Below are 26,992 nucleotides of genomic sequence, written 5' to 3'. Positions count from 1 at the left end.
TCACGCTAGGAGGCAACAACGGGTAAGTTTTGAAAGCACTGCGTTGTAGTGCTTTCAAAAATCTTAGCTATCTACAAAAAATGTTAATACAGTCTCATCCACACCCTTGAGTTTGAGCGGTTCGCGCTTACGCAATTCCTCATCATCTAGGTAGTCCGCCACGGCTGCCGATACGAGAATACAATCGGGTTCCGCCGCTGACTGAATCCGCGCCGCAATATTGACTGTTGGACCGATCGCAGTGTAGTCCGATCGCTCGGCACTGCCAAACATCCCCACAACGGCAGTACCTTGATGGATACCACAGCGAAACCTAACAGTGGGAATGCCTTGGGCTGCCCATTGTTCATTGAGTTGGGCGAGCGATCGCTGCATATGTTTAGCGGTCTGAACAGCGCGGCGCACTTGCTCATTGGGGCTGCAATCTTCAGGCGCACCAAACAATGCCATGATGCCGTCACCCATAAATTTATCCACCGTACCGCCATTGGCAAAAATCGCCTCAGTCATCGCGCCGAGGTATTGATTGAGCAGTTCCGCAACGCGACGTGATCGCAAAGTATTGGCAAGGGAAGTAAAGCCGACAATATCCGTAAATAGAACTGTGATCATCTTCGGCTCGGGACGGAGGTCGAGGCTGAGTTCACCTGTCGCGGCTTTGGAAACGAGACTAGGGGGTAAAAACCGCTTGAGAACGGATTCTGTTAAATAGAGATTGAGTTGGGCAATGCGGCGTTCATTTGCCTTGAGTGCGATCAGATTGCGTACTTCCGCTAACAATTCGCGATCGTTAAAAGGCTTAGCTAAATAGCCATCTGCCCCCATTTCCGTACCTTCGATGCGGGTCTCCTCATTTGCCTTTGCCGTAAGCAAAATGATCGGAGTCCCTGATAACTGCTCATCTTGACGAACCATCGCAATTAGATCCAGTCCTGAAACTTGAGGCATCATCAAATCGGTGACTATTAAATTAGGGAGATGAATTTGGGCTTGAGCATAGCCATGAGCGCCATTGTGAGCGGACACAACGTTATATCCTGCTTGATTGAGAACTCGGCGTAAATAGCCACGCAGATCGCGATTATCATCAACAATTAAAATGGTTCCTACTTGTAGCCCTGCCTCGACTGGATTCTCATTGCTATTCGACACATTCGCCATCGAAGGGAGCGTATCTTCTTCGGACACCAGATCGGCCTCAATATCGGCAAGCTCTACCGATGCCCTCGATATTTGTAAGTCCGCAGGCAAGTTTGTAACTTGCTCATGGGGTAAATGTCTCTTACCCATAGGGAGCGAGATCGCAAAGGTTGTTCCATAGCCATAGTCGGATGTGACCGAGATTTCGCCACCATGCAAATTGACCAACTCCTTAACTAAGGCTAGACCTAAGCCACTGCCTTCATAGCTGCGATTGACAGAACCTTCTGCTTGGCGAAAACGATCAAAGAGAAAGGGAATTTGATCTTGACGAATGCCAATCCCTGTATCCCGCACCTTCAAAATACATTTTTTCTGAGTCTGATCCGTATCAATACTGACGGTAATGCTGCCATTACTGGGCGTAAATTTCATGGCATTAGATAGGAGATTGTAGAGAACCTTATCAAACTTCTCTAGATCGAGATAAATGTCAGGACATTCGCTAAATTCGCTAAAGAGATGAATATTTTTGCGCTCGCAATAGGGACGGAAGGAATCAATAGTTTGACTGGTAAATTCGACAAGATTGCAAGGACGGAAACAGGCTTGCATTTTGCCAGCATCAAGGCGTTGGATATCCAGCAATTGATTGACTAATCGTAGCAATCGCCGACAGTTACGCAGAGCGATTACAGATTGATCGTAGGGCAATGAATTAGATTGCTCGATCGCCGCTTCGAGGGGACCAATGGTTAAGGTAAGCGGAGTGCGAAATTCATGGGATAGGTTTTGAAAGAACTCGGTTTTTTGGCGATCGAGTTCCAGCAGTTGCTGGGCTTGTTGGCGGGTTTTTTGAAAGAGATTTGCCTGTTGGACAGCGATCGCCGCCTGTGCGGCTACGGCTTGGACTAGAGAGATTTCCTCAGGCTGCCATTGGCGCGGCTCTTTGTTTTGACGCATGGAAATGCTGCCGATAATCTTACCATCGGAGAGCAAAGGAACGATTAATAGCGATCGGGCAATGGAACGCAAGGGTAAATCAATCAAGTTCCATTCAGGATTCTCATACAGATCGGTAATCGCTACGGGTTGCTTAGTTTCAATCAATGCCAGAAATACGGGATTGACGGAAATATTCACAATGGACTGCGGTAAAGGCGATTCATCAAGCCCATTGGGATTACTGATTACCTCATCAGGATCGAGCAAATGTAAGCCGACACAGCGCAAATAATGATCTTCTTCAGTCCATAAAGAAAGGGCGCAACTTTCGGTATTGAGAGCCTGTCCTAACTGTTGAGTAATTGAAGCAAAAATCTTTTTAGGATCGAGACTGGAGCGAATTGTACTAGTAATTGTATTGAGAAGTGCTTCTCTCTTAGCAAGTTCCTGAATGCGATCATAGGCTCTGGCACGAGAACTGACGATCGCCGCCTGATCGCTAGCTATTTCAATCAAATCTAATTCATCTTTGCTCCATTCATGTGGTGTTCCACAATGATATAGAGCCAGCATTGCTAAGCATTCTTTCTGAACTTCGAGAGGAATAAAAAGAACAGATTTGATACTTGCTTGGGCATAGAGCTTTTTGTCAGTTTCAGGAATCCGCATATCGGCTTCAATATCGCTAATCGCCACAATACGAGATTGGAGAGGTAATGCTGCGGCGATCTGTGGCAAATTATCAACTGGTTCATGGCAATAGGCAAAGTAATCGTCTAACAGTTGTCCATTCTCAAATAGCCGCAGCAGGCTGACTGAGACTTCAAAATGACGAGCAATAAACTCAGCGATCGCGGCAATACTTTCACGATAGGAAACATCATTATCTACGGATGAAGCGATCGCATTAATCAGCGATTGCTGACGTAGGGTACGGCGCAGTTCGGCGGTACGATTTCGCAAAACATTGTGGGTGTCGATCGCCTGACTGACAACATTTCGCAGTTCAGTTTCATCCCAAGGCTTAGTGACATATTTGAATACTTTGCAGGTATTAATCGCTTCGACCAAATCCTCAACATCGGTATAGCCCGTGAGGATGATTCGCATGGTGTCTGGATATTTGACCGCCATTTGGCTCAAAAATTCCGTTCCACTCATGATCGGCATTCTCTGATCGGAGATAATTACCGCAACTTCCCCTTCTCGATCAAGCAATTCCAAGGCTTCCAAGCCACTATTAGCCCGTAAAACCTGATACTCGCGATAAAAAGTCCGAAATAGCAAATCTAAGTTATCGGGTTCATCATCGATAACTAGCAACTTAGGTTTAGGGGCAGATTGCGAACCCATGTAGCTACTTCTTCCTATCTAGCAGTGATAAACCTAACTTGGTTCTGAATATACTTCCTTTTGCATCATAACCGATCCTCCTTACGTGTTTTTGCTGAGGATTTATCACATATTTAGGTAGTCTTTGCTTTACTCAGCAAAGCTTTAGAGTTCATTGCCAATGACTTAGCGAATGGCTAATCGACGGTTGCTCAAAGCTAATTGTGCTTCTTCGCGATCGTCAAAATGGATTTTTTCGCGCCCAATAATTTGATAGTCTTCATGTCCTTTGCCTGCGATCAGAATCGTATCGCCTGCTTGGGCTTCAGCGATCGCCAGTTGGATACATTTATGGCGATCTCCTTCGATGGTCAGAGGTTTATCACCAATGTCAGCCTTTACGCCAACCACAACATCATCAAGAATTCTCTGGGGATCTTCAGTACGAGGATTGTCGGAAGTGACATAAACGCGATCAGCGAGTCGGGCGGCGAGCCCACCCATTAATGGACGCTTGGTGCGATCGCGATCGCCACCACAACCAAATACACAGACTAATTCACGCTGCGTAAAGGGACGCATCGCCTTGAGCAGGTTTTCGAGACTGTCAGGAGTATGGGCATAGTCCACCACCACAGTTATATCTTGTTCATCACTGACCTGTACCCGTTCCACGCGACCTGGGACACTCTTAAATTCTGGTAAGCGGCTGATCACTTCCGTCAAGCTCATGCCCATATGCAAAGCCGTAGCGATCGCTGCCAAGATATTCTCAACGTTAAATCGCCCCACTAGTGGCGATTTGAAAGTAATTGCCCCCTGTGGTGTATGCAGGGTTCCTGTCGCGCCATTGGGCAGATAGGTCAAATCCTCTGTATAAAAATCGGCTTGAGAGTTGCTAATGCTATAAGTCCAAACTGGTTTGTCCGTGAGAGATTGCACTAATCTCTGCCCAAAGGGATCATCGAGATTAATAATGGCGCGACCTTGTAAATAGGTGTCGCTAAACAGGAGAGACTTTGCCTGAAAATAAGCCTCTAGATCTTTGTGGTAGTCCAAATGGTCTTGGGTCAAATTGGTAAATACGGCAACCTCAAAGGGGCAACCTAACACGCGTCTCTGATCTAGAGCATGGGAGCTAACCTCCATCAAGCCCACATCACAACCTGCGGCGATCGCTTGGGACAGTTGCGCCTGCAAGTCTACTGCAAAGGGTGTGGTATGGCTGGCAGTCTGGGAATACCCCGCCCAACGGGTATAGAGTGTGCCAAATAGGGCCGCAGCATATTGGGTTTGCAATAAAAATTCGATCAGGTGGGTCGTCGTCGTTTTGCCATTTGTCCCCGTCACGCCTACCAGTTTTAGCTTTTGAGCAGGATAGTCATAAAATGCTGTCGCCAATTTGCTACAAGCGACAACCACATCATCAACGGCGAGCGCTTTGTCCTTAACTGCCAAATTTGCATGAGCCTCATGGGAAACAATGGCTGCGATCGCGCCCTGTGCGATCGCCTGTGGCGCAAACTTGCCCCCATCCACCTGTGTCCCAGTCATACCGATAAACAAGTCCCCATCTTGGCAAGCCCGCGAATCGGTAATTACACGCTTTACTTCTAGCCCATCTAGTTCAGGCTGAGAATTTTGATACCCTGCTAACGCGAGCAATTGTCCTAAACGCATAATTCCTGATCCCTTGTCACAAGCACAAAATATCCCATGAATTCTTACATGAAATCTTGCTTAGTGACAAGACAAAAATAAGGGCGGCACGAAGCGCCGCCCTTATTTTTAATAAACTGTGCCGCGTTGAGCTTCAGCATCAATGGGCTTGAGTAAATAGACCAGCAACAATTGCCAGAAAATCGCGAGGAATAGGGGCCATTTTTGTAAAGTCTTCACAAATTGGGGGCGATCGCTATCATTAATTGCCATCAGTTGGAAATTGTAGTCAGCACATTTCTCTAATCTAGGGAAAAATTCGGGATGACTGGTATCTAATACCGCAGGGAAGGCACTGATCGAGGTTTTGTTAGTATTGATCACCACGTCCTTATTGTATTGGCGAGCATCTAAACCAATGGATTTATAGAAATCAGCCCGTTCAAATACGGTGATTGTGTGGGTGGCAAATACGGTTAATAGGAAGAAACGCGCCCAGAGTTTGGCTTGCCATGTTCCCCATAGATCGGGTTGCGATCGCAATAGTACCTTGAAGAAATCGCCATGACGATTTTCATCTTGACACCAGCTTTCAAAGTATTTGAAGAGGGGATAGAAGCGGTTTTCAGGATGATTTTGCATATGATAATGCACGAGAATATAGCGCCAGTAACCAATTTTCTCAGAGAGATACACTGAGTAAATTACCCATTCTGGCTTGAAGAAGGTATAGCTGCGTTTTTTCGTCATATTGACCAAATCCAGCGATAAATGAAAATCTTTCATCGCTTTATTCAAAAATCCTGCATGACGGGCTTCATCCCTAGCCATTAGGTTAAAGGCTTCGGATAGGAGAGGATTGCGATCTTTGAGCTGACGCGATAATTCCTTAAACAGTAGAAAGCCTGAAAATTCAGAAGTGCAAGAACGCTCTAGAAAGTCAATGAAGGCGGCGCGGGTTTCCTCATCAATATGCTCCCAAGACTGTTCAAACTCCTTGTCGCGCTTGAAGTGATTGCGATTGTAATCAGTACGCAGTTCTTCGACCACAGCTTCAAGTTCCGCCTGTTGCGAAGAGGTATCCATCTGGGCAACCGCATCATAGTCGGTGGTGTAGAACCTTGGTGTTAATAGAGTTTCTTTGACAGGAACTTTGATGCCATCACGCAGGAGTTCGGGTTCGGGTCTAGATTGAATGGAAACCATAGTAGTAATTAGTTGTAGAATTTTTTATAAAATTAGAGATTTTTGATCCCCCTCAATCCCCCTTGCAAAGGGGGAAGAAGATAATCTCTCCTTTGTAAGAGGAGATGGAGAAGCTATTTATTTTGAAAGAAGCGAATCATCTTCTGGTCTTCACCCTTGATGTGGTGAGATAGCCATTCAGTGAGGAATTGGGTAATATCGGTGGTAATAGCAGTATCGCGATCGCGAAATTTTTTTAGTAGATGAGACACCTTATTGACGAGATGATCATGGGTCTGTTTATGTCGCTCATAGTCAGGATAATTGACGGACAACATTAAGGCTTCTTCGGTCTGGAAATGCTCAACTGTGTGACTAGCTAAACGATTCAAGATTTCATATGTGGTATCAAAGTCTTGCTTTGTCACCACGGCATCATGCAAAACATTCACGATTTCAAAGAGTTCTTGATGTTCTTGATCTACCTGTAAGTTGCCAGTTTCATAGTCTGAATGCCAATAAGCGATCGGTTTCGTCAAAGTCAATGTCATAGAAATTAGAGCGTAGAGGATTAAATAGATTTGGAGAATCTGCCTGTTTCGTTTTTGGCGAGATAGCTATCAAAGACCGAGGCAATATTACGGATGAGCAACCTTCCCGCAGGCTTAACCTCAATGTGGTCTTGTCTCAATTCAATCAAGCCATCAGCCTCTAACTGACGCAACTTTAAGCGTTCATCGGCAAAGTATTTACCAAAATCGCGATCGCAGGTTAGATGATATTTAGATTCAACTTCCCTCTGTGAGAGTTCAAATTGACACATCAATTCCATAATGATAGAACGACGCAAAATATCATCAGCATTCAGCTTGACACCACGCTCAATGGGTAACTCACCTGCATCGATCGCCTTGTAAAAATCCTGTAAACCCTTATGATTTTGGGTATAGACATTTTGCAGCATACTGATCGAAGTCATCCCAAATCCCAAGAGATCAGATTCAGGCTTGGTGGTATATCCCTGAAAATTGCGGTGTAGTTTTCCTTGACGTTGAGCGATCGCTAATTCATCATTGGGCTTAGCGAAGTGATCCATGCCAATGAACACATAGCCATGCTTGGTCAAGGTTTCAATCGTCATTTCCATGATTTGCAACTTCTCTTCAGGGGAAGGCAAAGTTGCGGGATCGATCTTCTTCTTTTGTAAAGGCTTTAGCCAAGGCACATAGGCAAAGTTAAATACGGCAATGCGATCGGGATTGAGAGCAATCGTTTTCGCGAGGGTTTCACGGAATGTCTCTAGGTTTTGATAGGGCAATCCATAGATTAAATCCACATTCACGCCTTCAAATCCCACTTCACGCATCCAGCGCATTCCATCAAAAAGCATATCTTCAGGCTGAATCCGATTGACTGCCTCTTGAACTTGGGGATTAAAATCCTGAATGCCAAAGCTAATACGGTTAAAGCCAAGATCTCTTAAGCCCTGTAGATATTCTTTAGTTAGCGATCGCGGATTTACTTCAATGGAAATTTCGGCATCTTGCTCAAAGGTAAAATGCTTTTGGAAAGAATTCCACAGACGTTCCACTTGATCAAAAGAAAAATAATTGGGAGTGCCGCCGCCCCAGTGCATTTGTTGGACGAGGCGATCGCGATCTACCGTTGCGGCAACCTGCTCAATATGGCGAATCAAATATCCTAGATAGGGTTCCGCAATTTCTTTGCGAGTGCTAATTACGGTGTTGCAGCCGCAAAAATAGCAGGGCGCATCACAAAAGGGAATATGGGCATAGAGGGAGAGTGGTGTCTTCTGCAAGTTTCCCGCAGCGATCGCTCCACGAAAATCGATTGGTTCAAAATTTTCGTGGAGTTCTGTTGCTGGAGGATAACTTGTATATCTTGGTACGGGCTGGTTGTACTTATGTATGAGATTAATATCGAATTTAACTGTTTGCTCTAATGTATTCATCAAATCTTATAAACTTTATTAAAAATATTGAATGAAAACTCGCTATACCGTTACAGGATGTCCACGACGTTCGGTACTACCAACCCGATCCTGTTTGGTTAGTAGCTCAAATACATGGGGATCAATGACCGCTCTTACATCTGCTTCTAACTCATCAACCACATTCCGATTGAGGGTAAAAGCATAATTTGCCTCTTCCACAATTCTCTCAACCGTTTCCTCATCTACCTCAAGGGAATCTAAAGCTTGGCGATATTTATCTTTAAAATCCCTCTTGGCTTCTAACGTTGGCAATTGGTCAAATTCGTAAAAAGTTGTACCATGCTCATCGGGTAAGTCGAGAGCCGATCGCACGATATGCTTCAAGGCTTGTCCACCAGATAAATCGCCCATATAACGGGTATAGGAATGGGCAATCAGCAAGGCAGGATCGGTATTAGAAATTTCCTTCAGGCGATCAACGTAGGCTTGTCCTGCTTTTAAAGGCACAATTTCTGAACGCCAATTTTCACCATAATAGAAGGCTAAATCCTGTTCTAAATTTTGTTGGCGATTGAGTTCTTGGAAATATAATTTGCCAACAATATGATGTTGCTGATGCCGACGAAATTCCTCTTCGAGGGTGCTATACACAAGATAAAGATTTGCCAATAATTTCCTAAAAGGAACGGTCTCCACAATTCCTTTGAGAAAGCATTTCATAAATGCAGTGTTCTCTGCGGCAGTATGTGATTTCTGTGTACCTTCGCGCAGACGGTTAGCTAGGTGACTCATCGACAGTTACTCACGAATTTTAATGGCATCATCCTAGACCTTATACCTATCTATAATGTCAAGCAAAGTTATGTTAAGTATAAGCTCGTGACTTTTATACGCTCTTCAACTTTTGAACATTAGATCTCTTAATAAGCGCCATAAAACTTGTTCAGATGAATCAATGTTCCTATTTGAGATGGGTAACGATTGTGTCGATTTTGTCTGAGAGGAAGACTTGCTCAAGAGGAGACTGTTTTTGATGTTGGAGCTAAGTTAGGGGCGTAGGTGTTTACCTGAAGTTTTGGCAAAGCTTTCGGCGATCGCTATGTCCTGATATTTAATAAGTAATAAAAGATGTTTGTCTCCTGTGACTATATGGCTTGCGTTACCGACTATGGCGCATTCGATAAATCTCTATTTTTTGCTCTTGTGGGAGTTGTTTGACAAGTTCTAAACTTGCTCGTTACTTAGGATTAGGCTTGGCATTTTTGCATTCTCCTATTGATTCTAAAATATATTTTATTAGGCGATCGCCTAATAAATTGAAATATCCCTACCACCCTAGGGGTTATTTTCCTGAGTGTTAGATATACCTTGACAGGGGGTAGACTTTATTTTTTATAAGAGTAAAGATGGAAGAAACGTTAACTTTTTTCCAAGATGCTCCGAATAACATTTACCAAGGAAGAAATAGATGCGCTGCATTACGAAAGATTCCATCATCCGCATCCACGAGTGCAGAGAAAAATGGAAGCACTATACCTAAAAAGCCAGAAATACGCGCACAAGGAAATTATACAACTGCTAAGAATCAGTGAACCGACACTGTTGAACTATTTACGAGATTATAAAGAAGGTGGGATAAGCCAACTCAAAGAACTGACCTTTAATCGCCCCCAGAGTGAACTAAAACAGCATCAAGAAAGTTTAGAGATATATTTTCGAGAACATCCACCTAAAACGCTGGCTCATGCAGCAGCAAAAATTACTGAGTTGACAGGGATTGTCCGTAGTCGAGAACAGGTGCGTCATTTCCTGAAATCGATGGGAATGAGTTGTCGTCGAGTGGGGCTAATACCTGCAAAGGCTGACCCAGCAGCACAAGAGGAATTTCTTAAAAAAAACTAGAACCGCGCTTAGAGGAAGCTAAATCTGGACAAAGAGCCGTTTTCTTTGTTGATGCTGCTCACTTTGTCCTTGGAGCCTATTTAGGCTTTTTGTGGTGTTTTGAACGCTTGTTTCTTAAATCTGGGACGGGAAGACAGCGTTTTAATGTCCTCGGTGCACTTAATGCTGTTACTCATGAGTTGATTACTGTGACTAATGATTCTTACATCAATGCTCAAAGTGTTTGTGACTTACTCCACAAACTTGCGGCTTTGGGTTTGACTATACCCATTACTCTTGTCTTGGATAATGCTCGTTATCAAAAGTGTGTTTTAGTTTTTGAGTTGGCTCAGTCATTAAATATCGAGCTTCTTTATTTGACTACTTACTCTCCAAACTTAAACTTGATTGAGCGTCTTTGGAAATTTGTGAAGAAACAGTGTCTCTACTCCGTCTATTACCCTGATTTTGATTCTTTCAAGTTTGCTATTGCTTCTTGCCTTGAGAATTCCCGCACTACTCATAAAGCAGCTCTGGATTCTTTATTGACTTTGCGCTTTCAGTCTTTTGATAATGTTAAGTCTATTCCCTGTTAAGGTATAATGTTGTATTCATAGGGGATTGGTTCTGTTGCGTCACTCTAATTAGGAATCTTAGGGCTTCGTTAACTGCATCGGCGTTTGGAAATATTGCAGCCACTGAACCGCCAAAGCTTTTACGTCTTGAGCCTAGTTTTCTGACACGCAAACTTTTGAGGTCATATTCGGGTCTAAGGTCATCTTCAAGTTCTAATTCAGCCTTCTTCATATGCTTCACGCTCCTATTTTGTAGTTTCTCTAGCAGTAGGAGGACTTTAGTTAGAAGATAGGTTCTTTGCACCGTGAACTACAGCCAGAATATCTACTCTGTCAGAGCCAACATAATAAATAATGCGATAGTTTGCTTCAATATAGATAATTCAAATAAGAACTACAGCTTCGACTTCGCTCAGCTAGCTTACACCGATGGCTGAGCGGAGTCGAAGCCCCTCTGCAAATTATTTAAAACAACTATAACTTCGCGTATTTGCTCTAAGTTGATTTCAGGCAACATCCTCCCAGAATTGGGAAATGTAGCAATTTGTTGCGATCGCTTTGTAATCAAGTCCACTAATCGAGTCGCATACTGAGGTGAAACCTGAGCATGATAGCTATGAATTGCGGTCAAATGCTCGATCGCTTTGTTTGTCCAAAATACGTTCATGGTTGAAGTCCAAACTGCGATCGCACTTCTTCAACAGATTTAACTCGACCTGCTTGACTGTCTGCTAGACCTGCTTCAACGGCTAGAATCACATACACTTGTTGCATGATGTCATCCCAAGTGCAGTTGTCAGGTAATTTTTCGATGAGGCTTTGGGCTTGCTGTTTGACGTTAAGTACTGTCATGGTTTAGCTTCCTCTAAAACTTTATCTTAGTATATTATCCAATTTTGTTTGGGTGACTGCCTAGTCTTTGATTTGCAATGCGATCGCCTAATAAATTGCCAATGTGATTATCGATCGCTACCAATCAATATTCTGGATGTTACTTAAAGTTGTTTATGTCTTAAAAGCCCTAATACAAGGAGAATATGAATTAGCCTTTCTACAACAACTTGGGAACATTTATACTGTAGAGAAATACCATGACAAACATCATTACGGATATTCCAGCCTCGTTGATCCGTTAAAACTACTCGAAAATAAAGAGAAGCATCTTCACCTAATGCCTGTTTTACCTGTTCACTTCGGAGAAGATCATCAAGTGTTATCAAGTGAAAACCACCACCTCGTCCACGCTTTAAAACTGTCCCGCCAGAAATCTCTACCAGTTTTCTCACAGTTGCCTCAATCTGTGGAATGAGTAGATGAGTAGCCACTACATAATCTTGTTCAAGATATTTTTGAATTCCTTTAAGTAAAAAATCTCTTTGGTTGTCTACAAAAACTGGAGACTTAAATAAGTAGCTAACTAGATTATCAGAATCAAGACCAAATTGGTTTATTACTCTGGATATAATTGTATTTAAAAATATCGCAGATATATTCATTCTTTGAGACATTTGACTCACAATATTTCCATCCAAGTCCTCTTCTAAAGAACCTACAGTCGCAATTATCCTTCCTTGTTCGTCAGTTATTTCCTTTGTAAAGAGAAAGCTAATAGGAGCCTTCTCCGCAAGCTCCTGTAACTGTTTCTTAATCTCACAACGTTGTGGAATATGATTTATTGCAATGCGAGTAAGAGACTTTTCAAGATCTCCGTCTAATATTTGCTCAATATAACTTTCGATTTCATTATGAGAAATCTCCATTTCATAGGATATTAATTTCATATCATCGTATACCCTAGGACTGATATCTTGGATGATTCTTAAAATACGCTTTGCATCATTGATAAGCTCATATTCTGTATAGATATGATGCATGTGTTCTAGCCAACCAGAAGCGATCAGAGGCTCTGATTTACTAGCAGCACTTTCAAAAGAATAACCCAGTGTTCTTATGACACGAGAACATTCTTCTTTAAGTTTTTTTGAGCGATAATAGCGAGCTAGTCTTTCAGCAGCTTTTTCACATATCCAAGGTTCTTCTCCATCTTTGAGTCTATTTAGTCTATCTTCGAGACACTCTATCACTTCCTTTTCTTCGTCTGTGGAAAGAACAACTTTTTTGTTATCAATGAGTAAATCGAAACTGAAACCCCAGAGATTTGGTTTAGAATCTTCAGCGATAAAACGCTCGTAATCTAAAATTATTTCTTTTGCACTTGTAATTAGTTCTTGTTTTTTAAAGGAAGTTGCAATGAATAAAGCCCGTTCAAGCTTCTGGATAATGTCAACCTCATCATCATGATTTCTTTCTTTAGCTACTTTAAGTAGTGCCTGACAATATGTAGTTGCTACTGAATGATAATGATGAGGCTTTTCCCCAGTTACTTTTTCAGTAAAATCATACACTAACCCTGCGTAACGTGCTTGCATGAGCGAATTACTTGTTGATTGAAATCTCTGAGTCCAATAGGAAATAACCTTTGCATTAACTCGTTGAATACTAGGACTTTCCATCATTCTTCCATCTTTTTCTGGAGCGGTCATCATTGGTCCAAAATATGTTCCCCAACCACTGTTGTGATTTGCAGCATTCTCGTAAAAAGAGAATACCATTATTTAGTATATCCATTCCTGACAAGGTTCTATTTCTTCGTTGTTGTTATCTCTCAGCAGTCCTAATTCCAGCTTAATATCATATTCAGAAACACCTGTTAAGGTCTCAAGGGCAACAAGTTTTTCATCTAAGGCATCTTTTGAAGGATTCATAGGTCTGCTTTATGAGTGATAGATTTTTTAATGGATAATTCATCGGTTTTGAGAAATTACTTTGCTCTCTGCCAGCAGTCGGATTGAGATTTACAAAGTAAATTTGCGATCAACAACTACGTTAATCGTTAATCTCAAATCGCTAAAGTCTTTTGTATGGTTGCACAGTTGTGAGAAGTGGAATAACTGCATAGTGTTTGATATTAAACGTATGTAGCGGCACACCTAAAGAAATAGCTGTTTGACCAATCAAAGCATCAATCAAACCAAGCCCATGACTGAGGTTGTACTCTGCAAACACTTCTAAAGCTTGATTACAAGTTTCGGCTGTCGCCCAGACAACCTCAAAGTTAGCAATAAATTTTCGGATCTGCTGCAATTCAATCTTGTTATTACATCCCTGCATTAGTTCCATTGCCACATATCCAGATAGAGCAATCTTCTCATCCTCTAGAGATTCTAACCAACTAATCGCAGTAGGATATCTTCGCAGGAAATCGATGATAATGTCACTATCCAAAAAGATCATAACGTTTCGCTTGAGATTGTTCGCGCAACTGACGAGCGTAGGTCAAACTATCCTTAATATCAGTACGATCTTCCCATATGCCAATCAAGCCAGAATTCAGTAATTGACGCGCAGTAAAAGTTTTTTTAGGCTCAGGCAAAGGAGAAATTAAAACTATTACTTCAACCTCTTGACCTTGAAAGACTGGTAAATCACTTAGATGAATTTCACTGTCTTTTTCTATAGTTTGTTGTAAGCGAATTGCTTGCATAGCTTTATATTTCCTGCGTTTGCATACATTCTTAAAGCATATTTTTAGATTATAGCCGAATTCAAACTCTTACTAATTTAGGTGATTAGCAAGAAAATTTCTACCTAATCACCTAAATCGTTATGTTAGAGCGATTCTATGGCTTCTGTTCAGGGAACATACACTTATCAGAATCGCAACCCGCAGGTCCCGCCTCCATCAACTCACCCGAATCATAACGCAACAAACTTGCGTAAAAATCATCAGACTTGCGACGTACTAGCACCTCAACACTGAGCTTCTCATAGGTAGCCTTGTCAATTGGCTCAAAGGGCAAACGAGGGAAAGTTTGCAGGTCATCAAAACGCGCCAATAGCGCCGCCGAGATATAACCCTCATCATCACGAATTGCTTCGTAAATCTTCTTCCCTAAAGGTTCGATTTCATGCTCGCGCAATTCTAAGGTTGCGGAAGTATTATGACGGGTGTAATGCTTCTGCACCTGCATATAGAAATCAAACTGCGCCATTACATCGAACTTACTGATTTCCACCTGATCCGCACCGTCAAGGTCAGCCCAAGACACGCTCACAGGAATCTCCACCAGCCATTCCGTACATCTCGGATCGAAGGGATCATTCAGCAATTGTCCATTCTCATCCTTATCCGATTGCGAAGGAATGATGCTATAGCCATAGTCCATACAAGCCCGCGCCACAGGATCTTCCTTACGGAAAGTAATCCGACGGATAAAGCGCTGCGCCTTCGGTGGATGCCATCCGGGGGAAGCCCCAGTCAGTAAGGATTTCGTGCCTGCTGGCTGAGTTGTCGTGCAACGATTCGGGCGGCGTAAGCCATGCGCGTCGCAGTATTCCCAAACCGTCTGATGCACGATTTCGCGCCAGCGATTTAGATAATCAGATTCCTTCTCTTTGAAGTCTAGCCCCTGCACAGTGTCAGGACGACCTGCTTCCCACCAGCGCAACCATTCCACACCAAAGGCATGAACGAAGAAGTCAAATAGTCCTGTAAAGGATACACCCACAATTGGGTCAACTTCACGGCTAAATTGATAGCGTTCTTCATTGAAGCGATGATTGAGCAACGCGGCAACCGACAAGGCACCTGCTTTAAAGGCTTCTTCCTGTTCTTTCTCATTACGAGGATTGAGTTGATTGAGATGCACTTCAGACAAATTGCAATGGAAGTCAGCCCCAGTTATTTCACCACAAGGATTCAGAGCATAGCGTTGTAATCTATGTTCTAGCTCGCGTTCAGTGACTTCAGGTTGATGCGATCGCAACCATTCTTTTCCTTCGCCTTTGACATAAGCAGCAAGGAAATCACGCTTGAGTTCAGGAGTTGTAATCAAATCCGCATTAGAACGTGCGATCGCTTCACCTGCCCATTGAATTGCACCTTCACCCGAATAGTATTGTTTGCGAACAGCATCAACACATTCTTGTTCAGTCGGCTTGCGATGGAATACTCTCGTGTGGTTCGCCATTCTCAAAGCATCACGCTCAGGGTCGATGCGCCAGTTACCTACTTCATCCTGCTGCCAGAGATTATCTTTTGCTACAGAACCGAGCGTATCTTCTGAAGAGAATTGGCGCATCCCCGCACTTCTTCGGATGTTACCTGCCACAATGCAAACGGCGGCTTCATCGATGAGAAGGCAGCACTCAACGGAGGTGAGTTGACGACCGATCGCTTTATTTAAAATGCTGGCACAGCGATCATAAAGCGTAGGCAACTTGACAGGATTTGCCATGCCGCCGAAACCTTTGAGGGGTTCACCACTGGGGCGCACATCACTAATATCAACGGTGATTTGGACGGGCTTGGATGCGTCAAACTTTTCATCGCTAGATAGCTCTAGGAGAGACTGGTAGGACTTGACCCAACCTTGACGACTATCACCAACATGGAATTTAACCGCATTATTAGCATAGTCAAACTCGACTTCGGTATTGTGGCGACGCTTTTCGACGGGGGTTGCGCCGATCGCACCGATGACATTGACTTGCAACTGGTTACGGATTACGGGCAATTGGCTGATGTACTGCGGCTCTAATACGCCACCAGTGCCAGAGCCTTGCATGGCGAGATCCATCATCAAGCCAAAGGAGCGCCAGTCGATGACATTGGTGCTGGTGCAGTTATAGGAGCCTGAGAAATTTTCGGGACGATCGACCCATTCAGTACCACCGACCCACAGCCAACGCCCAGAGGTGAGGGACTTAAGCTGCTTTTGCATCTTGTCGATCAGGTCAGCTTGTTCTTGGGTCAGCTTGCCTAGTGTTTTTAAACCTGTAAGTGTGCGATCGCATACCTCCGCCCAGCTTTCCCGCTTGTTATTATATTTGCGGCTATAAGTCCTGAAAAATACGGGATAAGCAGCAGGAGCGCTATCGGGAAACCTAACCTCTTTCTGGACTCGTGTAAATTCTTGTACCATAACTCATAAAAATGTATTTGAGCATATCACACATATAGTGTTATGTTAACCATATAAAGCCTATCTAACACTAGTAGTGTTAGATACCTTGATTTTAAAAATTTGAATAGCTCATGTTTAGCATTGTGTAAATAGACTCTCAAGTTAAGATAGAAAAAAGTTTTATTCAGTTGTTTTGTTCTTTGGAAAGGTCATGAGTACATTTAGCAGTATGTTGGAGCCTCTTGAGCCAACGAAGAAATTTATTCTTGGATTGCCTGAAAATCCTAGAGCTAAACCCCTACAAAAAAGGCAAAAGCAGTGGCTATCAATTAATATTGGTTTGATGTCTCCAGATAATCTCTTGCGTTTCTTGGAAGCAATCAACAATTTAACGGATTCAATCGAAGAGTGGTGGGTAGAAATGCCTACTGAATTTTATGAGATTTTCAATAATCCTGCGCAGTCAGATCAACATAAGAAAGAGAAAATTACCTTTTGGCAAATGACTGGTATGATACTTTCCCTTACATGGGCATCTATAGTGTGTTTTAAAAATTTCTTTAAGTTATTTGATTCCACTGTGATTAGTTTGTTGGCTGCCATTGAGGAGCAAATTGCTATAGATGAAGCATCTGAGGATCTTATCCAAGTTACCTTGAATTCTGGGCAGGAGAAAACTGTTAAGATAAGGGAATTGCTCGAAGATAATAATCTAAAAGATAATATTCAGTATAAAAGAGAGGCATCAATCTCAATATTGCCAAGGCGTACAGCTTAACACTCTTACTTGTAGATCGTACTGAATATCGCAATAGTTCTGATTGTCTAAGTCTTCATCTTTTAGCGCGTAGAAAACTGTACAGCCAGTAAAAAGCTTAGTCTTACCGTTTTTTGCTCTGAAAGATCTATCCTCAATTCTTCTGCCAAGTTTGACATAAACATATAGACATCTAGTGTTGAGAGAAGATTTTGAGCTTCCTTTATTACTGCTATTACTACGAACAACTCTTACTCCATAAACATATCCATCACTTTGAGCTTCCGTGAACTCTTCTTCAGGAATCTTGACATCTATGACCATAACTTAATTTATTTCACTATCTACAATATTTCTGAGCACTTAAGAAATTTTCGGGGCGAACAACTCATTTTGTACAACCCACCCACAGTCAATATCGGGAGATGCAGACTTTATCTGAATCCTTCATCTCTTAATCGATAAGGATAATGTTTGCTATCGAGCAGTTTCCCTAGTTTTTTAACCTGCAAGTGTGCGATCACTTACCTCCGCCCAGCTTTCCCGTTTATTATTATATTTGCGGCTATAAGTCCTGAAAAATACGGGATAAGCAGCAGGAGCGCTTTCGGGGAAACAAACTTCTGTTTTAAGACGGGGAATTCTAGCACCATATAGTACTTGTGCCTCTACAACATTATAGAGATCCAAGCTTAGCGCAAAAAATGCTTAAATCACTCTGCATTTAGTGTATTAATTGTAAAGATAAACAGGTAATACGCTATTAGTAGTTTGAAGCACAATTTAGAGACCTGAAAATAATCCATGATTAAATTATTTTCAGGTTTGCCAAAATCATGATTTCTTCAGTTGCTAATATCCTTTACCAACAAATTCTGATTATGCTATGATAAAAATTCTGCTAAAATATTGAACCGAATCACGCAGAAATTTTAGAGCCATAAACCCATGATTAAGTTGAGATTAAAGCGATTTGGCAAGAAGTTTGAAGCCAGCTATCGCATTGTAGTTGTCAATAGCACCAGCCGCCGCGATGGTCGTCCCCTTGCCGAGCTTGGTTTCTACAACCCACGTACCAAAGAAACCCAACTTGATGTACCTGCGATCGTCGATCGCATCAAAAAAGGTGCTCAACCCACTGATACAGTACGTCGTATTCTCGAAAAAGCTAAGGTATTCGATCTCGTTAGCGCTTAAAACATAATTAATAAAATAATTAAAATAAAATAATTATAAGTTTTTGCCTAACAGCAATGCCTAACTAAAAAATGCCCGACTATAACTCCTTAATTAGTTTTTTGCTAAAGCCATTACTAGCTCATCCAGATGCCTTGCGGGTAGATTTTGAGTCAAATAGCAAAAGCGATCGCGTCTGGATCAGAGTTGCATTCGATCCAGAAGATCGAGGGCGAGTTTTTGGCAAAGGGGGACGAACAATCCAAGCGGTGCGGACAGTTGTCATGACCGCAGCCCAAGAAGTTGGTCATAGCGCCAGATTTGAAGTTTTTGACCCAACCCCCAACGCAACCTCCGATGACTCTCAAGACAATAACTCAGAGCGTCGAGAACGCCAACAAGTACAGGTCGAGCGTCCTCGGATCAATGTTGAAAAACCGAAGCGACGTGAAATCATTAACTAAAATAAAGGGGTCGCTAAGCGACCCCTTTATTTTTTAGTGAAAACAGTATATGAATGCAGGTGCGGAAATTCTTTGCATTGGGACAGAGTTATTACTAGGCGAAATTCTTAATAGTAATGCTCAATACCTAGCTCAACAGTTGGCTTTATTAGGAGTCCCACATTTTTATCAAACCGTTGTTGGCGATAACCCCGATCGCATTCATCAAGCCCTAGAAATTGCCGCTAGTCGCTCTAACTTAATCATTACTACTGGTGGGTTGGGCCCGACACCCGACGATCTCACCACCGAGGCGATCGCTAATTTCTTTGATACCCCCCTCGAAGAGCGTCCCGAAATTTGGGAACGCATTCAGCAAATGGCAGCGCAAACTGGGCGCAAACTTACTGCCAACAATCGCAAACAAGCCTTGCTACCCAAGGGAGCCGAAATTTTACATAATCCTGTTGGTACTGCCCCCGGCATGATCTGGGAACCCCAACCCAATTTATTAATTCTCACCTTCCCCGGTGTACCAAGTGAGCTATATCCCATGTGGGAGCAAACGGCTGCCCCTTTGTTGCAAGCTAGAAATTATGGACAAGGCATATTTCACTCCAAAGTTTTGCTGTACTGGGGGATCGCTGAATCAGCATTAGCAACTAAGGTCAATCACTTATTTGATCTCAAAAACCCCACAGTTGCACCCTATGCCAACTATGGACAAGCCAGACTCAGGATTACGGCAAGAGCCAATACTCAAGAAGAGGCGATCGCCTTAATTGCCCCCGTCGAAGCGGAAATCCGCGAACTCACAGGTGAGTTTTGCTATGGCACTGACGAGGACACCTTAGCAAGTGTGGCAGGCAAACTCTTACAAGAACGCGGACAAACCCTCGCCGTTGCCGAGTCCTGTACAGGCGGATGGTTAGGGCAAACAATCACAGAGGTATCAGGTAGTTCCAGCTATTTCCTTGGTGGCGTGATTAGCTATAGCAATGAAGTCAAAGCTGATTTGTTAAATGTCGATCGCCAAACTCTTGAGCACCATGGAGCTGTTAGTGCGAACGTTGCCGAACAAATGGCGATCGGCGTTAAGTCAAAACTTAAATCTGATTGGGGCATCAGCATTACGGGGATTGCAGGTCCAACGGGTGGCACAGAGACTAAACCTGTGGGGCTAGTTTATGTCGGGATCGCTGATCCTCAAGGCAAAGTCGAGGCGATCGAGTTACGCTTTAGTCCCTCTAGAGGTAGAAATTGGATCAGAATGGCAACTGTAAGCTCAGCTTTAGATTTGTTTAGAAAAAGATTTGTTATGATTGGGTAAATAAACCTAGATGATGATAGGGAGCCAACCATAGTGAAAGCGATCAAGAAAGCTCTGAAAGAGATCGGCGAAATTCTAAATCGCGTTTTGGAAGCCCTTTTGGGACAAAACCAGCCCCAACCTGAGTTGATTCCTATACCAGTAAGAAATAACTCACGACGCTCCAATCGCCATTAAGGTTAAATTAAGACTCGCGATGCGAGTCTTAATTTTGCGGGGAAACCTTAGTTTTTAAGCCAATGTAAAGCTCTGTAATAATAAGTTCGGATTAAACTTGAAAAGTTTGTCAAAACAGAATGCAAAGCCTTATACACAAGGCTTTGCATTCTGTTTGTTGAGAGAGAGTTGACTAGGTAAACCCTCTCTCAAAACTCGTTTCAAATTATGCTGAACTCATGCTAATTGTCAAAAATCACAATAAAATTCTTGGGATATATAGCAATCCTAAATGGTTTGTGGAAACGTACCCCTTCGAGATGCGTCTCCACAAACCCAAAAATCTATAAACGATTTAGGACTGCCATAGCACTTGAGTGTGTAATAGCAGTATTGCGGAGACGTATGGTATGGGCAAAAATTTACATATTTGTTTGAATATGGTGCATGACCCGCATTGGCTAGGCGGAGTGCTATATATTCAAAATTTAATTCGAGCGATCGCCCAATTACCAAGCCATGAAACTGCACATATCAAACTTAGCTTAGCCCTATTTAAATCAAATTCTCACCTAGCTGAGCCAATAAAACATCTAGTAAATAGAGTATATGCAGGTACTTTTGCTGATTATGCTTATTTAAAAGCTTGTAAACTCTTAGCAGAATATGTTCCACTTGTCCCATTACAATTGCTCAATCCGCGCTCCTATGACTTTGTATATCCAGACTTATTAGGAGCAAGATCTGCATATAAATGGGGCGCATGGGTTTGTGACCTTCAGCATTGTCACTTACCACATTTATTTTCACAGAAGCAATTAGAGCAACGTAATAACGAATTGCAAAGAATGGCAGATAAAGCTCCTATTATTGTACTGAGTAGTGAAGCAGCTCGTAATGATTTTTGTGAGCGCTATTCTCAAGCAAGCGATCGCACAGTAGTCATGCACTTTGCTAGTTTCATTGATCCTCGATGGTTTGAGAAAGATCCGTACCTTACACAATCTCAATATCATCTGCCTGATCATTTTTTTTTAGTAAGTAATCAGTTTTGGAAACATAAAGATCATGGCGTAATTATTGAATCTTTAGCAATTCTCAAAGAGCGTAAAATTTATCCAACCATCGTATGTACTGGCACTTTATCGGACTATCGAAATCCCGAATATTTTCATCAATTGCTATCTAAAATTGATTCTCTCAATTTAAAACAACAATTTATTATTTTAGGAGTCATTCCTCGAGATGATCAAATTCAACTAATGAGACAATGCACAGCAGTCATTCAACCTTCTTTATTTGAAGGATGGAGTTCGGTAATTGAAGATGCACGTAGCCTAGGGAAAGCAGTTATCGCTTCTGATTTCCCTGTTCACCTCGAACAAAATCCCCCTAACTCCTATTTCTTTGAACAAAGTAATGCAGAAGCACTTGCAAATGTAATAGAAACTTCTCTAACAACCTTAACATCAGGCGCAAATCCACAATTAGAATCATTAGCCCGTCAAGATAATCAAGAAAGAATCAATACTTATGGTAGACGCTTTTTAGAAATTGTCCATCGGGTAATTTAGTTATGCAGACTTATATTATTATTCCTGTTCATAATCGCAAAACACTTACTTTAGCTTGTCTTGCAAATCTCAAAACCAATGGGTATCTCCCCAAATATCATGTAATTGTGGTAGATGATGGCTCTAACGATGGTACTACTGAAGAAGTTCATGAAGTATATCCAGAAGTTATTGTGCTCAAGGGGGATGGAAATTTATGGTGGACTGGCGCGATCGCTTTAGGAATGCAATATGCTTACGAGCAGGGAGCAACTCATTTTATTTGGCTAAATGATGATTGTTTAACTACGCCTGAAACTCTAGATCTATTGATAGATTTCTTGCAGAGTAATCCTAATTCTATAGTTGGTGCTTCCTGTTATGCAGAAGACTCTGGCTTATTAATAGAAACAGGAGTTAAGGGTAGAGTAAGAATTAAAGCTTTAGAGCATGAAGTTGCAGATGTAGATGGACTGAGTGGCTATTGTGTTGCGATGCCAGTAAGTATATTCAAGAAAATAGGTCTTCCCGATGCTCGTAAGTTTCGACAATATGCTGGTGATGGAATGTACACCCTAAAGGCAGCTAGAGCGGGGTTTAAGGTATGTATTTTAGGTAAAGCTAAAGTAACTTTAGTGGAAGAGAAAGATCCTATTCATAATTTCTCTAACTATCTTCAAAAGAAAAATAATCGCAATTTTAAATCAATCTTCTGGGATTATAAATCTCCTTATCATTTACCAACTCAGTTTTATTACCATACTTACAAGTATGGTACTTTAATTGGATTTCCACTATTCACCGCTAAGTTACTTTCTTGGTTAGTGCGCTTTTATGGATAAACCTCTACACATTGTAATGCTCCACAATCGTTATCAATATGTTGGCGGTGAGGATGTCTCAACAGATGCTGATGTAGAACTATTACGCAACTATGGTCATCGCGTTACTTTAATTGAAGTTCATAATGACATCATCAAGTCTTATTCTCAATTTGCTAAGCTTCAATTATTTGCGGAGACAGCTTGGAATTTTAAGGTTTATCGCGAAATGCGATCGCAATTTCAAGAATTGAAGCCAGACCTTGTCCATGTCCAGAATTTCTTTCCTTTATTTTCGCCATCTGTCCACGCCGCCGCAAAATCATTAAACATCCCAACAATACAGCATCTTCACAACTTTCGTTTAGGCTGCCTGAATGGCTACCTATTTCGAGATGGTAAAATTTGTGAGATCTGTGTGGGAAAAAACCCTTGGCAAGGTATCACCTATGGCTGCTATCGTGATTCACCTATCGCATCTTTAGCGGTCTGGGCAATGATCACGATCAATAGATGGCGGCGCACTTGGTGGCAAGATGTTGATGCTTTTATTACCCCTAGTCAGTTTTCTGCCCAAAAGCTTAGTGAGATTGGTCTTATAAGGGAACGTATTTATACTATAAATCCCTATATTAATCCTCCAAATCAGGAAAATGTTTCATCTCATCTTTCTACTACACCTAATTTTTTATTTGTAGGTAGGTTATCGTCGGAAAAAGGAGTAATCACGCTCTTAAAAGCATGGATGGAATTAAACATGCCAGAATGGCTATTAAATATCGTAGGTGATGGTGCAGAGAAGTCCAATTTACAGAAATTTGTCAATGATGCAGGACTCAAGAATGTTCAATTTTTGGGATATTTGAGTTCATCACAGGTAACAAGTGCCATGCAGTTGGCGACTGTTATCGTTGTTCCTTCACAATGGTATGAAACTTTTGGGCGAGTAATTGTTGAAGCTTTTGCATGCAGTAAACCTGTAATAACTTCAGATTTAGGTGCTTTATCGGAACTTATCACTTCAGAACATAATGGCTTTTTAGTCCCCTGCGATCACGTTAGTATGTGGGCAGAAAAATTACGTTGGTGTGGGACGCATCCTGAAGAAATGCGAATTATGGGTAACAATGCTTTCGAGACTTATCAAACACTTTATACAAGCTCAGCAAATTACCAAAAACTGATGGCAATTTATGAGCGAGTACTGAGACATTAATGGTTGAGAGAGTCAGATTTTTTATGGTGCGGCTTTGTTGCACCATAAAAAATCTGACTCTCTACTATATATCCCTCCGTAGAGCTAGAGCTTCGATCGCGTTTAATAACTTTTCCTGTGTCCAGTTTTGATAGAGATTTGCGGCGATCGCAGCGCCACCAGCACCGACACCTTCTTTGACAAAACCTTGTTCATAGGCTCGGAGCTGAGGAAACCTAGATTTCGCAAAGCTCAGTTCGGTTGCGAGTAATGGGACATCTTGCACTGCCAAGGCTAAATCGATTGTATTGCCTGTGGGATCTTCAGCAACCCATCGGGTTGTCCCAATGATGATTGACTCAGGATGCCATGTGAGATTTTGATATTTGGCGATCGCTCTTGCAAGGGCGTATACCGCTAGCATTTGTGTGCCGCCTGCGAGCAAGACTCCAGCATGACGACTAGCAGCGATCGCCATACCTGCCACTACAATTTGCATAGGATCGCCAACAGCAGCAACGATTTCAAAGGGTGTTGCCTGTGCGGAGAGATGTTGCAATCCTGACTGTACGATTTCCCATTTTTGGTCATGGTTACAGGTGGGATGGGAGCTATTGATTTTATCCTTAGCATCTATCCCTAAAGCGGTGAGTATAGCTAAAGCCGTTGTTGTGCCACCAACTACGCATTCACTAAGGATGACATAGGCTCCCAAATGTGCCAATTTCTCTCCCCATACTAAGCCCTGTACAAATAATTGCAGGATCGTTTCTAGAGGGAGCGCTTTACCTGTGCTGACACATTTTGCTGGTAAACCATCGAGGGAAATTGCTTTAGTTTCAACTGTGGGAGCGATCGCTAAACCTGCATCAAAAATAAATAGAGGCAATTCCTGAGCTGCAACAACAGCACGGGAAATTAAAACAGGTGATGCGCCTGCAACTAAAGGTGGTAAAGGGAAGTTGATATTTTTGCCCGTAGCGAGAAATTCGGCATCAGCGATCGCAGTATATTTGCGGTCTTCAGGCGTTGCTCCTGCTGCTGAGATATTAGGAATTAGCCCTGTTTCGGTGAAACCTAGCACACAGGCAAATACTGGACATTTACCACGATAGGTTTTGAGCCAAGCTTTGGCTTTTTTGCGTTGTGTGTAGGATTTGATCATTAATTATTTATAGCAAAAGTAAACCTTGGGGCTTAGCCCTTAACTATTACTTTTTTGTTTGCGACAGCGATCGCTACAGTACTTTACTTCGTCCCAACATTTTTCCCATTTCTTACGCCATGAAAAGGGTTTACCGCAAATTACACAATCTTTGCTAGGTAAAAAGAATTTATTGCCTTTGTAAGCCATATTTTTAAAGCATTATTGGTTATTGGGCAAACGCCAACAGCACTTTGTCCTTTCTTAAAATCCAGATAAATCTTCAAAAGTTTGCTTTGCAGTTTTTGAAGATTTATCTTTAAATATAGCGTCCCCTAGTCTAGTGAAATATGAATTTGTTTCCCCGACTTCGGCGAGGCAACAAAATTCTGTAACTTACTTGCGTAAAAAGCACTATATACAAAAACTAAATTAGACTATAAAAGTCTTTATATAAATAATAAATGTATAAGAAACATAAATATATAAAGGCTGACAGCATGAATATGCGTCATTAATTTTTCGGTTATATTCTTTTATTTGTATAACGCTTATCTTGTCAAGCTCCTAAGCATCAGCCTATACTCCGTTAATCCAAGACTCAATTATTCTATATTTGCCGCTTGAGGTAGTGATCATTAGGATGAGCAGAGGTTCATGCTGACCGTCCTAAAAAAGTGCTGTTATCTTTAGAACTGCCAAAAGCGCAAATATGCGGATGGAACTTTAGATTCCCAACTCTAGTCACTATTTTCCCTGTAGAGCGATCGCTAGAATCCTATAGTTAATGCGATGGAACTTTAGATTCTAGATCCCAGTCACTATCGCCAAGTAGTTAGTTAGAACTTTGGTTACTAGTTTCCAAGTCACTACTTTTAAATGTGGATGGAACTTTATTTTTAGTTCTTTAGTCAATACGCCCATGTAGCGATGGAACTTTAAAAACTGCTTCCAGTCAATACTTTCAAGCAATTAGATGGAACTTTGAATTGTAGTTCCCTACCACTATCTTAATCAATTGCATTTACTAGGATAAATTCAATGTTTATGCTAATGGATGTGATGGGTTCTACTTTGCTTGAATTTCTTTGTTAACGTAAACCTCACTAAGGAAAACACAAATGGCTTTTATATCAACATTTGAACTACTTCTCAAGCCTCAACTTCCTAAGTCAATTACAGATTCAAGACCTGAGCTACAGCCACTCGCAAGAAACATCCTTCAAGGCTACTTCCTCACCATTGCCAACATCACCAACGAGCTTGTGTTTCTATCTGTCGTTGTTACCACAAGAACTCCTGGACTAGATCCCCAAAAGATTCTTACAGTTCTTGATACTACAGGTGTAAATGGTCCTGTAAGTAGTTTCTTTGATGGTATTGGCGAAACCAAAAAGTCACGCTTTACCTTTCCCGTCAATGCGAATGATACTGGATTGTTCATTTTGCAACCTAATGCGCTGAACGAGGAACTTAGGAAAGCAGCTGACTTTGAATTGAGAGGTTATGCTGAGATTTTTGTCAGTTCTGTATCAACAGCTAAAAAGACGAAGTTGCTGATTACTCCTGAGCATCGTGGTACTTTCTTTGGAACAGAACGTGCTGAGCTTGGAGAAGTTGCTTATGCACTACCAATTGCTGGTGGCAATGCTCTGCTTGAGCTATAGAAGCAAGCTTGTCTTTTCCCTTGCAATGGATATCTAAATATTAGGATGAGTGGTGTACAACGCTCGTCCTAATTCCCTTCTTAAGTTGTCATTGTGCTTACAGCACAATGACA

Annotated in this window: 26 protein-coding genes and 1 pseudogene; 10 read left to right on the top strand and 17 right to left on the bottom strand. The window is 42.0% G+C overall.

From position 1 onward, the window contains the following. Positions 1-63: 63 nt before the first annotated feature. From HC246_RS10570 to HC246_RS10545, 6 genes are all read right to left on the bottom strand, one after another. Positions 64-3,438 (bottom strand): response regulator, encoded by a 3,375-nt coding sequence (locus HC246_RS10570; RefSeq protein ID WP_169363357.1) that lies wholly within the window; start codon positions 3,436-3,438, stop codon positions 64-66. A gap of 165 nt (positions 3,439-3,603) precedes the next feature. Continuing rightward, on the bottom strand, positions 3,604-5,097 hold the full coding sequence (locus HC246_RS10565) for a UDP-N-acetylmuramoyl-L-alanyl-D-glutamate--2,6-diaminopimelate ligase (RefSeq protein WP_169363356.1): 1,494 nt from the start codon (positions 5,095-5,097) through the stop codon (positions 3,604-3,606). Between the two features lie 108 nt (positions 5,098-5,205). Further along, on the bottom strand, positions 5,206-6,282 hold the full coding sequence (gene acsF / locus HC246_RS10560) for a magnesium-protoporphyrin IX monomethyl ester (oxidative) cyclase (RefSeq protein ID WP_169363355.1): 1,077 nt from the start codon (positions 6,280-6,282) through the stop codon (positions 5,206-5,208). A gap of 113 nt (positions 6,283-6,395) precedes the next feature. After that, positions 6,396-6,812, bottom strand: a complete 417-nt coding sequence (locus HC246_RS10555; protein ID WP_169363354.1) for a bacteriohemerythrin — start codon at positions 6,810-6,812, stop codon at positions 6,396-6,398. A 20-nt stretch (positions 6,813-6,832) separates the two neighbouring features. Further along, positions 6,833-8,233 carry an oxygen-independent coproporphyrinogen III oxidase gene (gene hemN / locus HC246_RS10550; RefSeq protein WP_211167679.1) on the bottom strand — a complete coding sequence of 467 codons (1,401 nt, stop codon included), beginning with the start codon at positions 8,231-8,233 and terminating at the stop codon, positions 6,833-6,835. Between the two features lie 42 nt (positions 8,234-8,275). Then, positions 8,276-9,007, bottom strand: coding sequence for a biliverdin-producing heme oxygenase (locus HC246_RS10545; RefSeq protein ID WP_169363352.1), 732 nt, complete (start codon positions 9,005-9,007; stop codon positions 8,276-8,278). Between the two features lie 642 nt (positions 9,008-9,649). On the opposite strand from HC246_RS10545, the pseudogene HC246_RS10540 reads away from it, so the two are divergent. Beyond that, a pseudogene (locus tag HC246_RS10540) lies at positions 9,650-10,692 on the top strand (IS630 family transposase). Here HC246_RS10540 and HC246_RS26900 read toward each other — a convergent pair. The 8 genes from HC246_RS26900 to nrdJ form a co-directional block, all read right to left on the bottom strand. Then, on the bottom strand, positions 10,679-10,903 hold the full coding sequence (locus HC246_RS26900) for a hypothetical protein (protein WP_169363351.1): 225 nt from the start codon (positions 10,901-10,903) through the stop codon (positions 10,679-10,681). The pseudogene HC246_RS10540 and the gene HC246_RS26900 overlap by 14 nt on opposite strands. A gap of 189 nt (positions 10,904-11,092) precedes the next feature. Further along, a complete protein-coding gene (locus HC246_RS10530; RefSeq protein WP_169363350.1) occupies positions 11,093-11,338 on the bottom strand; it encodes a type II toxin-antitoxin system RelE/ParE family toxin in 246 nt (81 codons plus the stop codon). Beyond that, entirely contained in the window at positions 11,335-11,523 is a 189-nt protein-coding gene (locus tag HC246_RS10525) for a hypothetical protein (protein ID WP_055075874.1), read from the bottom strand. The genes HC246_RS10530 and HC246_RS10525 overlap by 4 nt, the downstream gene beginning before the upstream one ends. A 143-nt stretch (positions 11,524-11,666) precedes the next feature. Beyond that, positions 11,667-13,283, bottom strand: coding sequence for a DUF4209 domain-containing protein (locus HC246_RS10520; protein WP_169363349.1), 1,617 nt, complete (start codon positions 13,281-13,283; stop codon positions 11,667-11,669). Between the two features lie 3 nt (positions 13,284-13,286). Next, a complete protein-coding gene (locus tag HC246_RS10515; protein ID WP_169363348.1) occupies positions 13,287-13,436 on the bottom strand; it encodes a hypothetical protein in 150 nt (49 codons plus the stop codon). A 142-nt stretch (positions 13,437-13,578) separates the two neighbouring features. Continuing rightward, entirely contained in the window at positions 13,579-13,965 is a 387-nt protein-coding gene (locus HC246_RS10510) for a type II toxin-antitoxin system VapC family toxin (protein ID WP_169363347.1), read from the bottom strand. After that, positions 13,949-14,215 carry a hypothetical protein gene (locus tag HC246_RS10505; protein ID WP_169363346.1) on the bottom strand — a complete coding sequence of 89 codons (267 nt, stop codon included), beginning with the start codon at positions 14,213-14,215 and terminating at the stop codon, positions 13,949-13,951. Before HC246_RS10505 ends, HC246_RS10510 begins: the two co-directional genes overlap by 17 nt. Positions 14,216-14,351: 136 nt before the next feature. Further along, positions 14,352-16,655, bottom strand: a complete 2,304-nt coding sequence (gene nrdJ, locus HC246_RS10500) for a ribonucleoside-triphosphate reductase, adenosylcobalamin-dependent (RefSeq protein ID WP_169363345.1) — start codon at positions 16,653-16,655, stop codon at positions 14,352-14,354. Positions 16,656-16,848: 193 nt separating this feature from the next. On the opposite strand from nrdJ, the gene HC246_RS10495 reads away from it, so the two are divergent. Further along, positions 16,849-17,415: a hypothetical protein gene (locus HC246_RS10495; protein ID WP_169363344.1), complete on the top strand. Its 567-nt coding sequence runs from the start codon at positions 16,849-16,851 to the stop codon at positions 17,413-17,415. On the opposite strand, the gene HC246_RS10490 is transcribed toward HC246_RS10495, so the two are convergent. Continuing rightward, the gene (locus HC246_RS10490; protein WP_169363343.1) at positions 17,389-17,718 is read right to left on the bottom strand and encodes a hypothetical protein; all 330 of its coding nucleotides are present in this window, start codon (positions 17,716-17,718) and stop codon (positions 17,389-17,391) included. The two genes, HC246_RS10495 and HC246_RS10490, sit on opposite strands and share 27 nt — an antisense overlap. A gap of 624 nt (positions 17,719-18,342) precedes the next feature. Here HC246_RS10490 and rpsP point away from each other — a divergent pair. From rpsP to HC246_RS10455, 7 genes are all read left to right on the top strand, one after another. Then, a complete protein-coding gene (gene rpsP / locus HC246_RS10485; RefSeq protein WP_126385114.1) occupies positions 18,343-18,591 on the top strand; it encodes a 30S ribosomal protein S16 in 249 nt (82 codons plus the stop codon). 71 nt (positions 18,592-18,662) lie between these two features. Further along, complete coding sequence (locus HC246_RS10480; RefSeq protein WP_169363342.1) at positions 18,663-19,034, top strand: KH domain-containing protein; 372 nt, start codon at positions 18,663-18,665, stop codon at positions 19,032-19,034. A gap of 49 nt (positions 19,035-19,083) precedes the next feature. Further along, a complete protein-coding gene (locus tag HC246_RS10475) occupies positions 19,084-20,343 on the top strand; it encodes a competence/damage-inducible protein A (RefSeq protein ID WP_169363341.1) in 1,260 nt (419 codons plus the stop codon). 33 nt (positions 20,344-20,376) lie between these two features. After that, a complete protein-coding gene (locus HC246_RS10470; RefSeq protein ID WP_169363340.1) occupies positions 20,377-20,520 on the top strand; it encodes a hypothetical protein in 144 nt (47 codons plus the stop codon). A 389-nt stretch (positions 20,521-20,909) separates the two neighbouring features. Continuing rightward, positions 20,910-22,073: a glycosyltransferase family 4 protein gene (locus tag HC246_RS10465; protein WP_169363339.1), complete on the top strand. Its 1,164-nt coding sequence runs from the start codon at positions 20,910-20,912 to the stop codon at positions 22,071-22,073. A 2-nt stretch (positions 22,074-22,075) separates the two neighbouring features. Then, the gene (locus tag HC246_RS10460) at positions 22,076-22,894 is read left to right on the top strand and encodes a glycosyltransferase family 2 protein (protein ID WP_169363338.1); all 819 of its coding nucleotides are present in this window, start codon (positions 22,076-22,078) and stop codon (positions 22,892-22,894) included. Further along, entirely contained in the window at positions 22,887-24,089 is a 1,203-nt protein-coding gene (locus tag HC246_RS10455; RefSeq protein ID WP_169363337.1) for a glycosyltransferase family 4 protein, read from the top strand. Before HC246_RS10460 ends, HC246_RS10455 begins: the two co-directional genes overlap by 8 nt. Positions 24,090-24,153: 64 nt before the next feature. Here HC246_RS10455 and cobT read toward each other — a convergent pair whose 3' ends face one another. Together cobT and HC246_RS10445 are read right to left on the bottom strand one after the other, a co-directional pair. Continuing rightward, positions 24,154-25,233 carry a nicotinate mononucleotide-dependent phosphoribosyltransferase CobT gene (gene cobT / locus HC246_RS10450; RefSeq protein ID WP_169363336.1) on the bottom strand — a complete coding sequence of 360 codons (1,080 nt, stop codon included), beginning with the start codon at positions 25,231-25,233 and terminating at the stop codon, positions 24,154-24,156. Positions 25,234-25,272: 39 nt separating this feature from the next. Beyond that, positions 25,273-25,422, bottom strand: coding sequence for a DUF2256 domain-containing protein (locus tag HC246_RS10445; RefSeq protein WP_169363335.1), 150 nt, complete (start codon positions 25,420-25,422; stop codon positions 25,273-25,275). Between the two features lie 911 nt (positions 25,423-26,333). Here HC246_RS10445 and HC246_RS10440 point away from each other — a divergent pair. Then, complete coding sequence (locus HC246_RS10440) at positions 26,334-26,879, top strand: hypothetical protein (RefSeq protein WP_169363334.1); 546 nt, start codon at positions 26,334-26,336, stop codon at positions 26,877-26,879. Positions 26,880-26,992 lie beyond the last annotated feature (113 nt).

This window comes from Pseudanabaena yagii GIHE-NHR1, assembly GCF_012863495.1.
Taxonomy (GTDB): domain Bacteria; phylum Cyanobacteriota; class Cyanobacteriia; order Pseudanabaenales; family Pseudanabaenaceae; genus Pseudanabaena; species Pseudanabaena yagii.
Note: the sequence above shows the minus strand (reverse complement) of the source record. Positions and strands in the feature narration are given on the sequence as shown.

What these genes read in the sequence shown, in the direction of transcription:
- nrdJ (WP_169363345.1), bottom strand. Translation starts at nt 16,655, where the DNA reads ATGGTACAAGAATTTACACGAGTCCAGAAAGAGGTTAGGTTTCCCGAT.
- HC246_RS10520 (WP_169363349.1), bottom strand. Translation starts at nt 13,283, where the DNA reads ATGGTATTCTCTTTTTACGAGAATGCTGCAAATCACAACAGTGGTTGG.
- HC246_RS10480 (WP_169363342.1), top strand. Translation starts at nt 18,663, where the DNA reads ATGCCCGACTATAACTCCTTAATTAGTTTTTTGCTAAAGCCATTACTA.
- acsF (WP_169363355.1), bottom strand. Translation starts at nt 6,282, where the DNA reads ATGGTTTCCATTCAATCTAGACCCGAACCCGAACTCCTGCGTGATGGC.
- HC246_RS10495 (WP_169363344.1), top strand. Translation starts at nt 16,849, where the DNA reads ATGAGTACATTTAGCAGTATGTTGGAGCCTCTTGAGCCAACGAAGAAA.
- HC246_RS10445 (WP_169363335.1), bottom strand. Translation starts at nt 25,422, where the DNA reads ATGGCTTACAAAGGCAATAAATTCTTTTTACCTAGCAAAGATTGTGTA.
- cobT (WP_169363336.1), bottom strand. Translation starts at nt 25,233, where the DNA reads ATGATCAAATCCTACACACAACGCAAAAAAGCCAAAGCTTGGCTCAAA.
- HC246_RS10440 (WP_169363334.1), top strand. Translation starts at nt 26,334, where the DNA reads ATGGCTTTTATATCAACATTTGAACTACTTCTCAAGCCTCAACTTCCT.
- HC246_RS10525 (WP_055075874.1), bottom strand. Translation starts at nt 11,523, where the DNA reads ATGACAGTACTTAACGTCAAACAGCAAGCCCAAAGCCTCATCGAAAAA.
- HC246_RS10475 (WP_169363341.1), top strand. Translation starts at nt 19,084, where the DNA reads ATGAATGCAGGTGCGGAAATTCTTTGCATTGGGACAGAGTTATTACTA.
- HC246_RS10570 (WP_169363357.1), bottom strand. Translation starts at nt 3,438, where the DNA reads ATGGGTTCGCAATCTGCCCCTAAACCTAAGTTGCTAGTTATCGATGAT.
- HC246_RS10505 (WP_169363346.1), bottom strand. Translation starts at nt 14,215, where the DNA reads ATGCAAGCAATTCGCTTACAACAAACTATAGAAAAAGACAGTGAAATT.
- HC246_RS10530 (WP_169363350.1), bottom strand. Translation starts at nt 11,338, where the DNA reads ATGAACGTATTTTGGACAAACAAAGCGATCGAGCATTTGACCGCAATT.
- HC246_RS26900 (WP_169363351.1), bottom strand. Translation starts at nt 10,903, where the DNA reads ATGAAGAAGGCTGAATTAGAACTTGAAGATGACCTTAGACCCGAATAT.
- HC246_RS10565 (WP_169363356.1), bottom strand. Translation starts at nt 5,097, where the DNA reads ATGCGTTTAGGACAATTGCTCGCGTTAGCAGGGTATCAAAATTCTCAG.
- HC246_RS10455 (WP_169363337.1), top strand. Translation starts at nt 22,887, where the DNA reads ATGGATAAACCTCTACACATTGTAATGCTCCACAATCGTTATCAATAT.
- HC246_RS10515 (WP_169363348.1), bottom strand. Translation starts at nt 13,436, where the DNA reads ATGAATCCTTCAAAAGATGCCTTAGATGAAAAACTTGTTGCCCTTGAG.
- hemN (WP_211167679.1), bottom strand. Translation starts at nt 8,233, where the DNA reads ATGAATACATTAGAGCAAACAGTTAAATTCGATATTAATCTCATACAT.
- rpsP (WP_126385114.1), top strand. Translation starts at nt 18,343, where the DNA reads ATGATTAAGTTGAGATTAAAGCGATTTGGCAAGAAGTTTGAAGCCAGC.
- HC246_RS10465 (WP_169363339.1), top strand. Translation starts at nt 20,910, where the DNA reads ATGGGCAAAAATTTACATATTTGTTTGAATATGGTGCATGACCCGCAT.
- HC246_RS10555 (WP_169363354.1), bottom strand. Translation starts at nt 6,812, where the DNA reads ATGACATTGACTTTGACGAAACCGATCGCTTATTGGCATTCAGACTAT.
- HC246_RS10460 (WP_169363338.1), top strand. Translation starts at nt 22,076, where the DNA reads ATGCAGACTTATATTATTATTCCTGTTCATAATCGCAAAACACTTACT.
- HC246_RS10545 (WP_169363352.1), bottom strand. Translation starts at nt 9,007, where the DNA reads ATGAGTCACCTAGCTAACCGTCTGCGCGAAGGTACACAGAAATCACAT.
- HC246_RS10510 (WP_169363347.1), bottom strand. Translation starts at nt 13,965, where the DNA reads ATGATCTTTTTGGATAGTGACATTATCATCGATTTCCTGCGAAGATAT.
- HC246_RS10490 (WP_169363343.1), bottom strand. Translation starts at nt 17,718, where the DNA reads ATGGTCATAGATGTCAAGATTCCTGAAGAAGAGTTCACGGAAGCTCAA.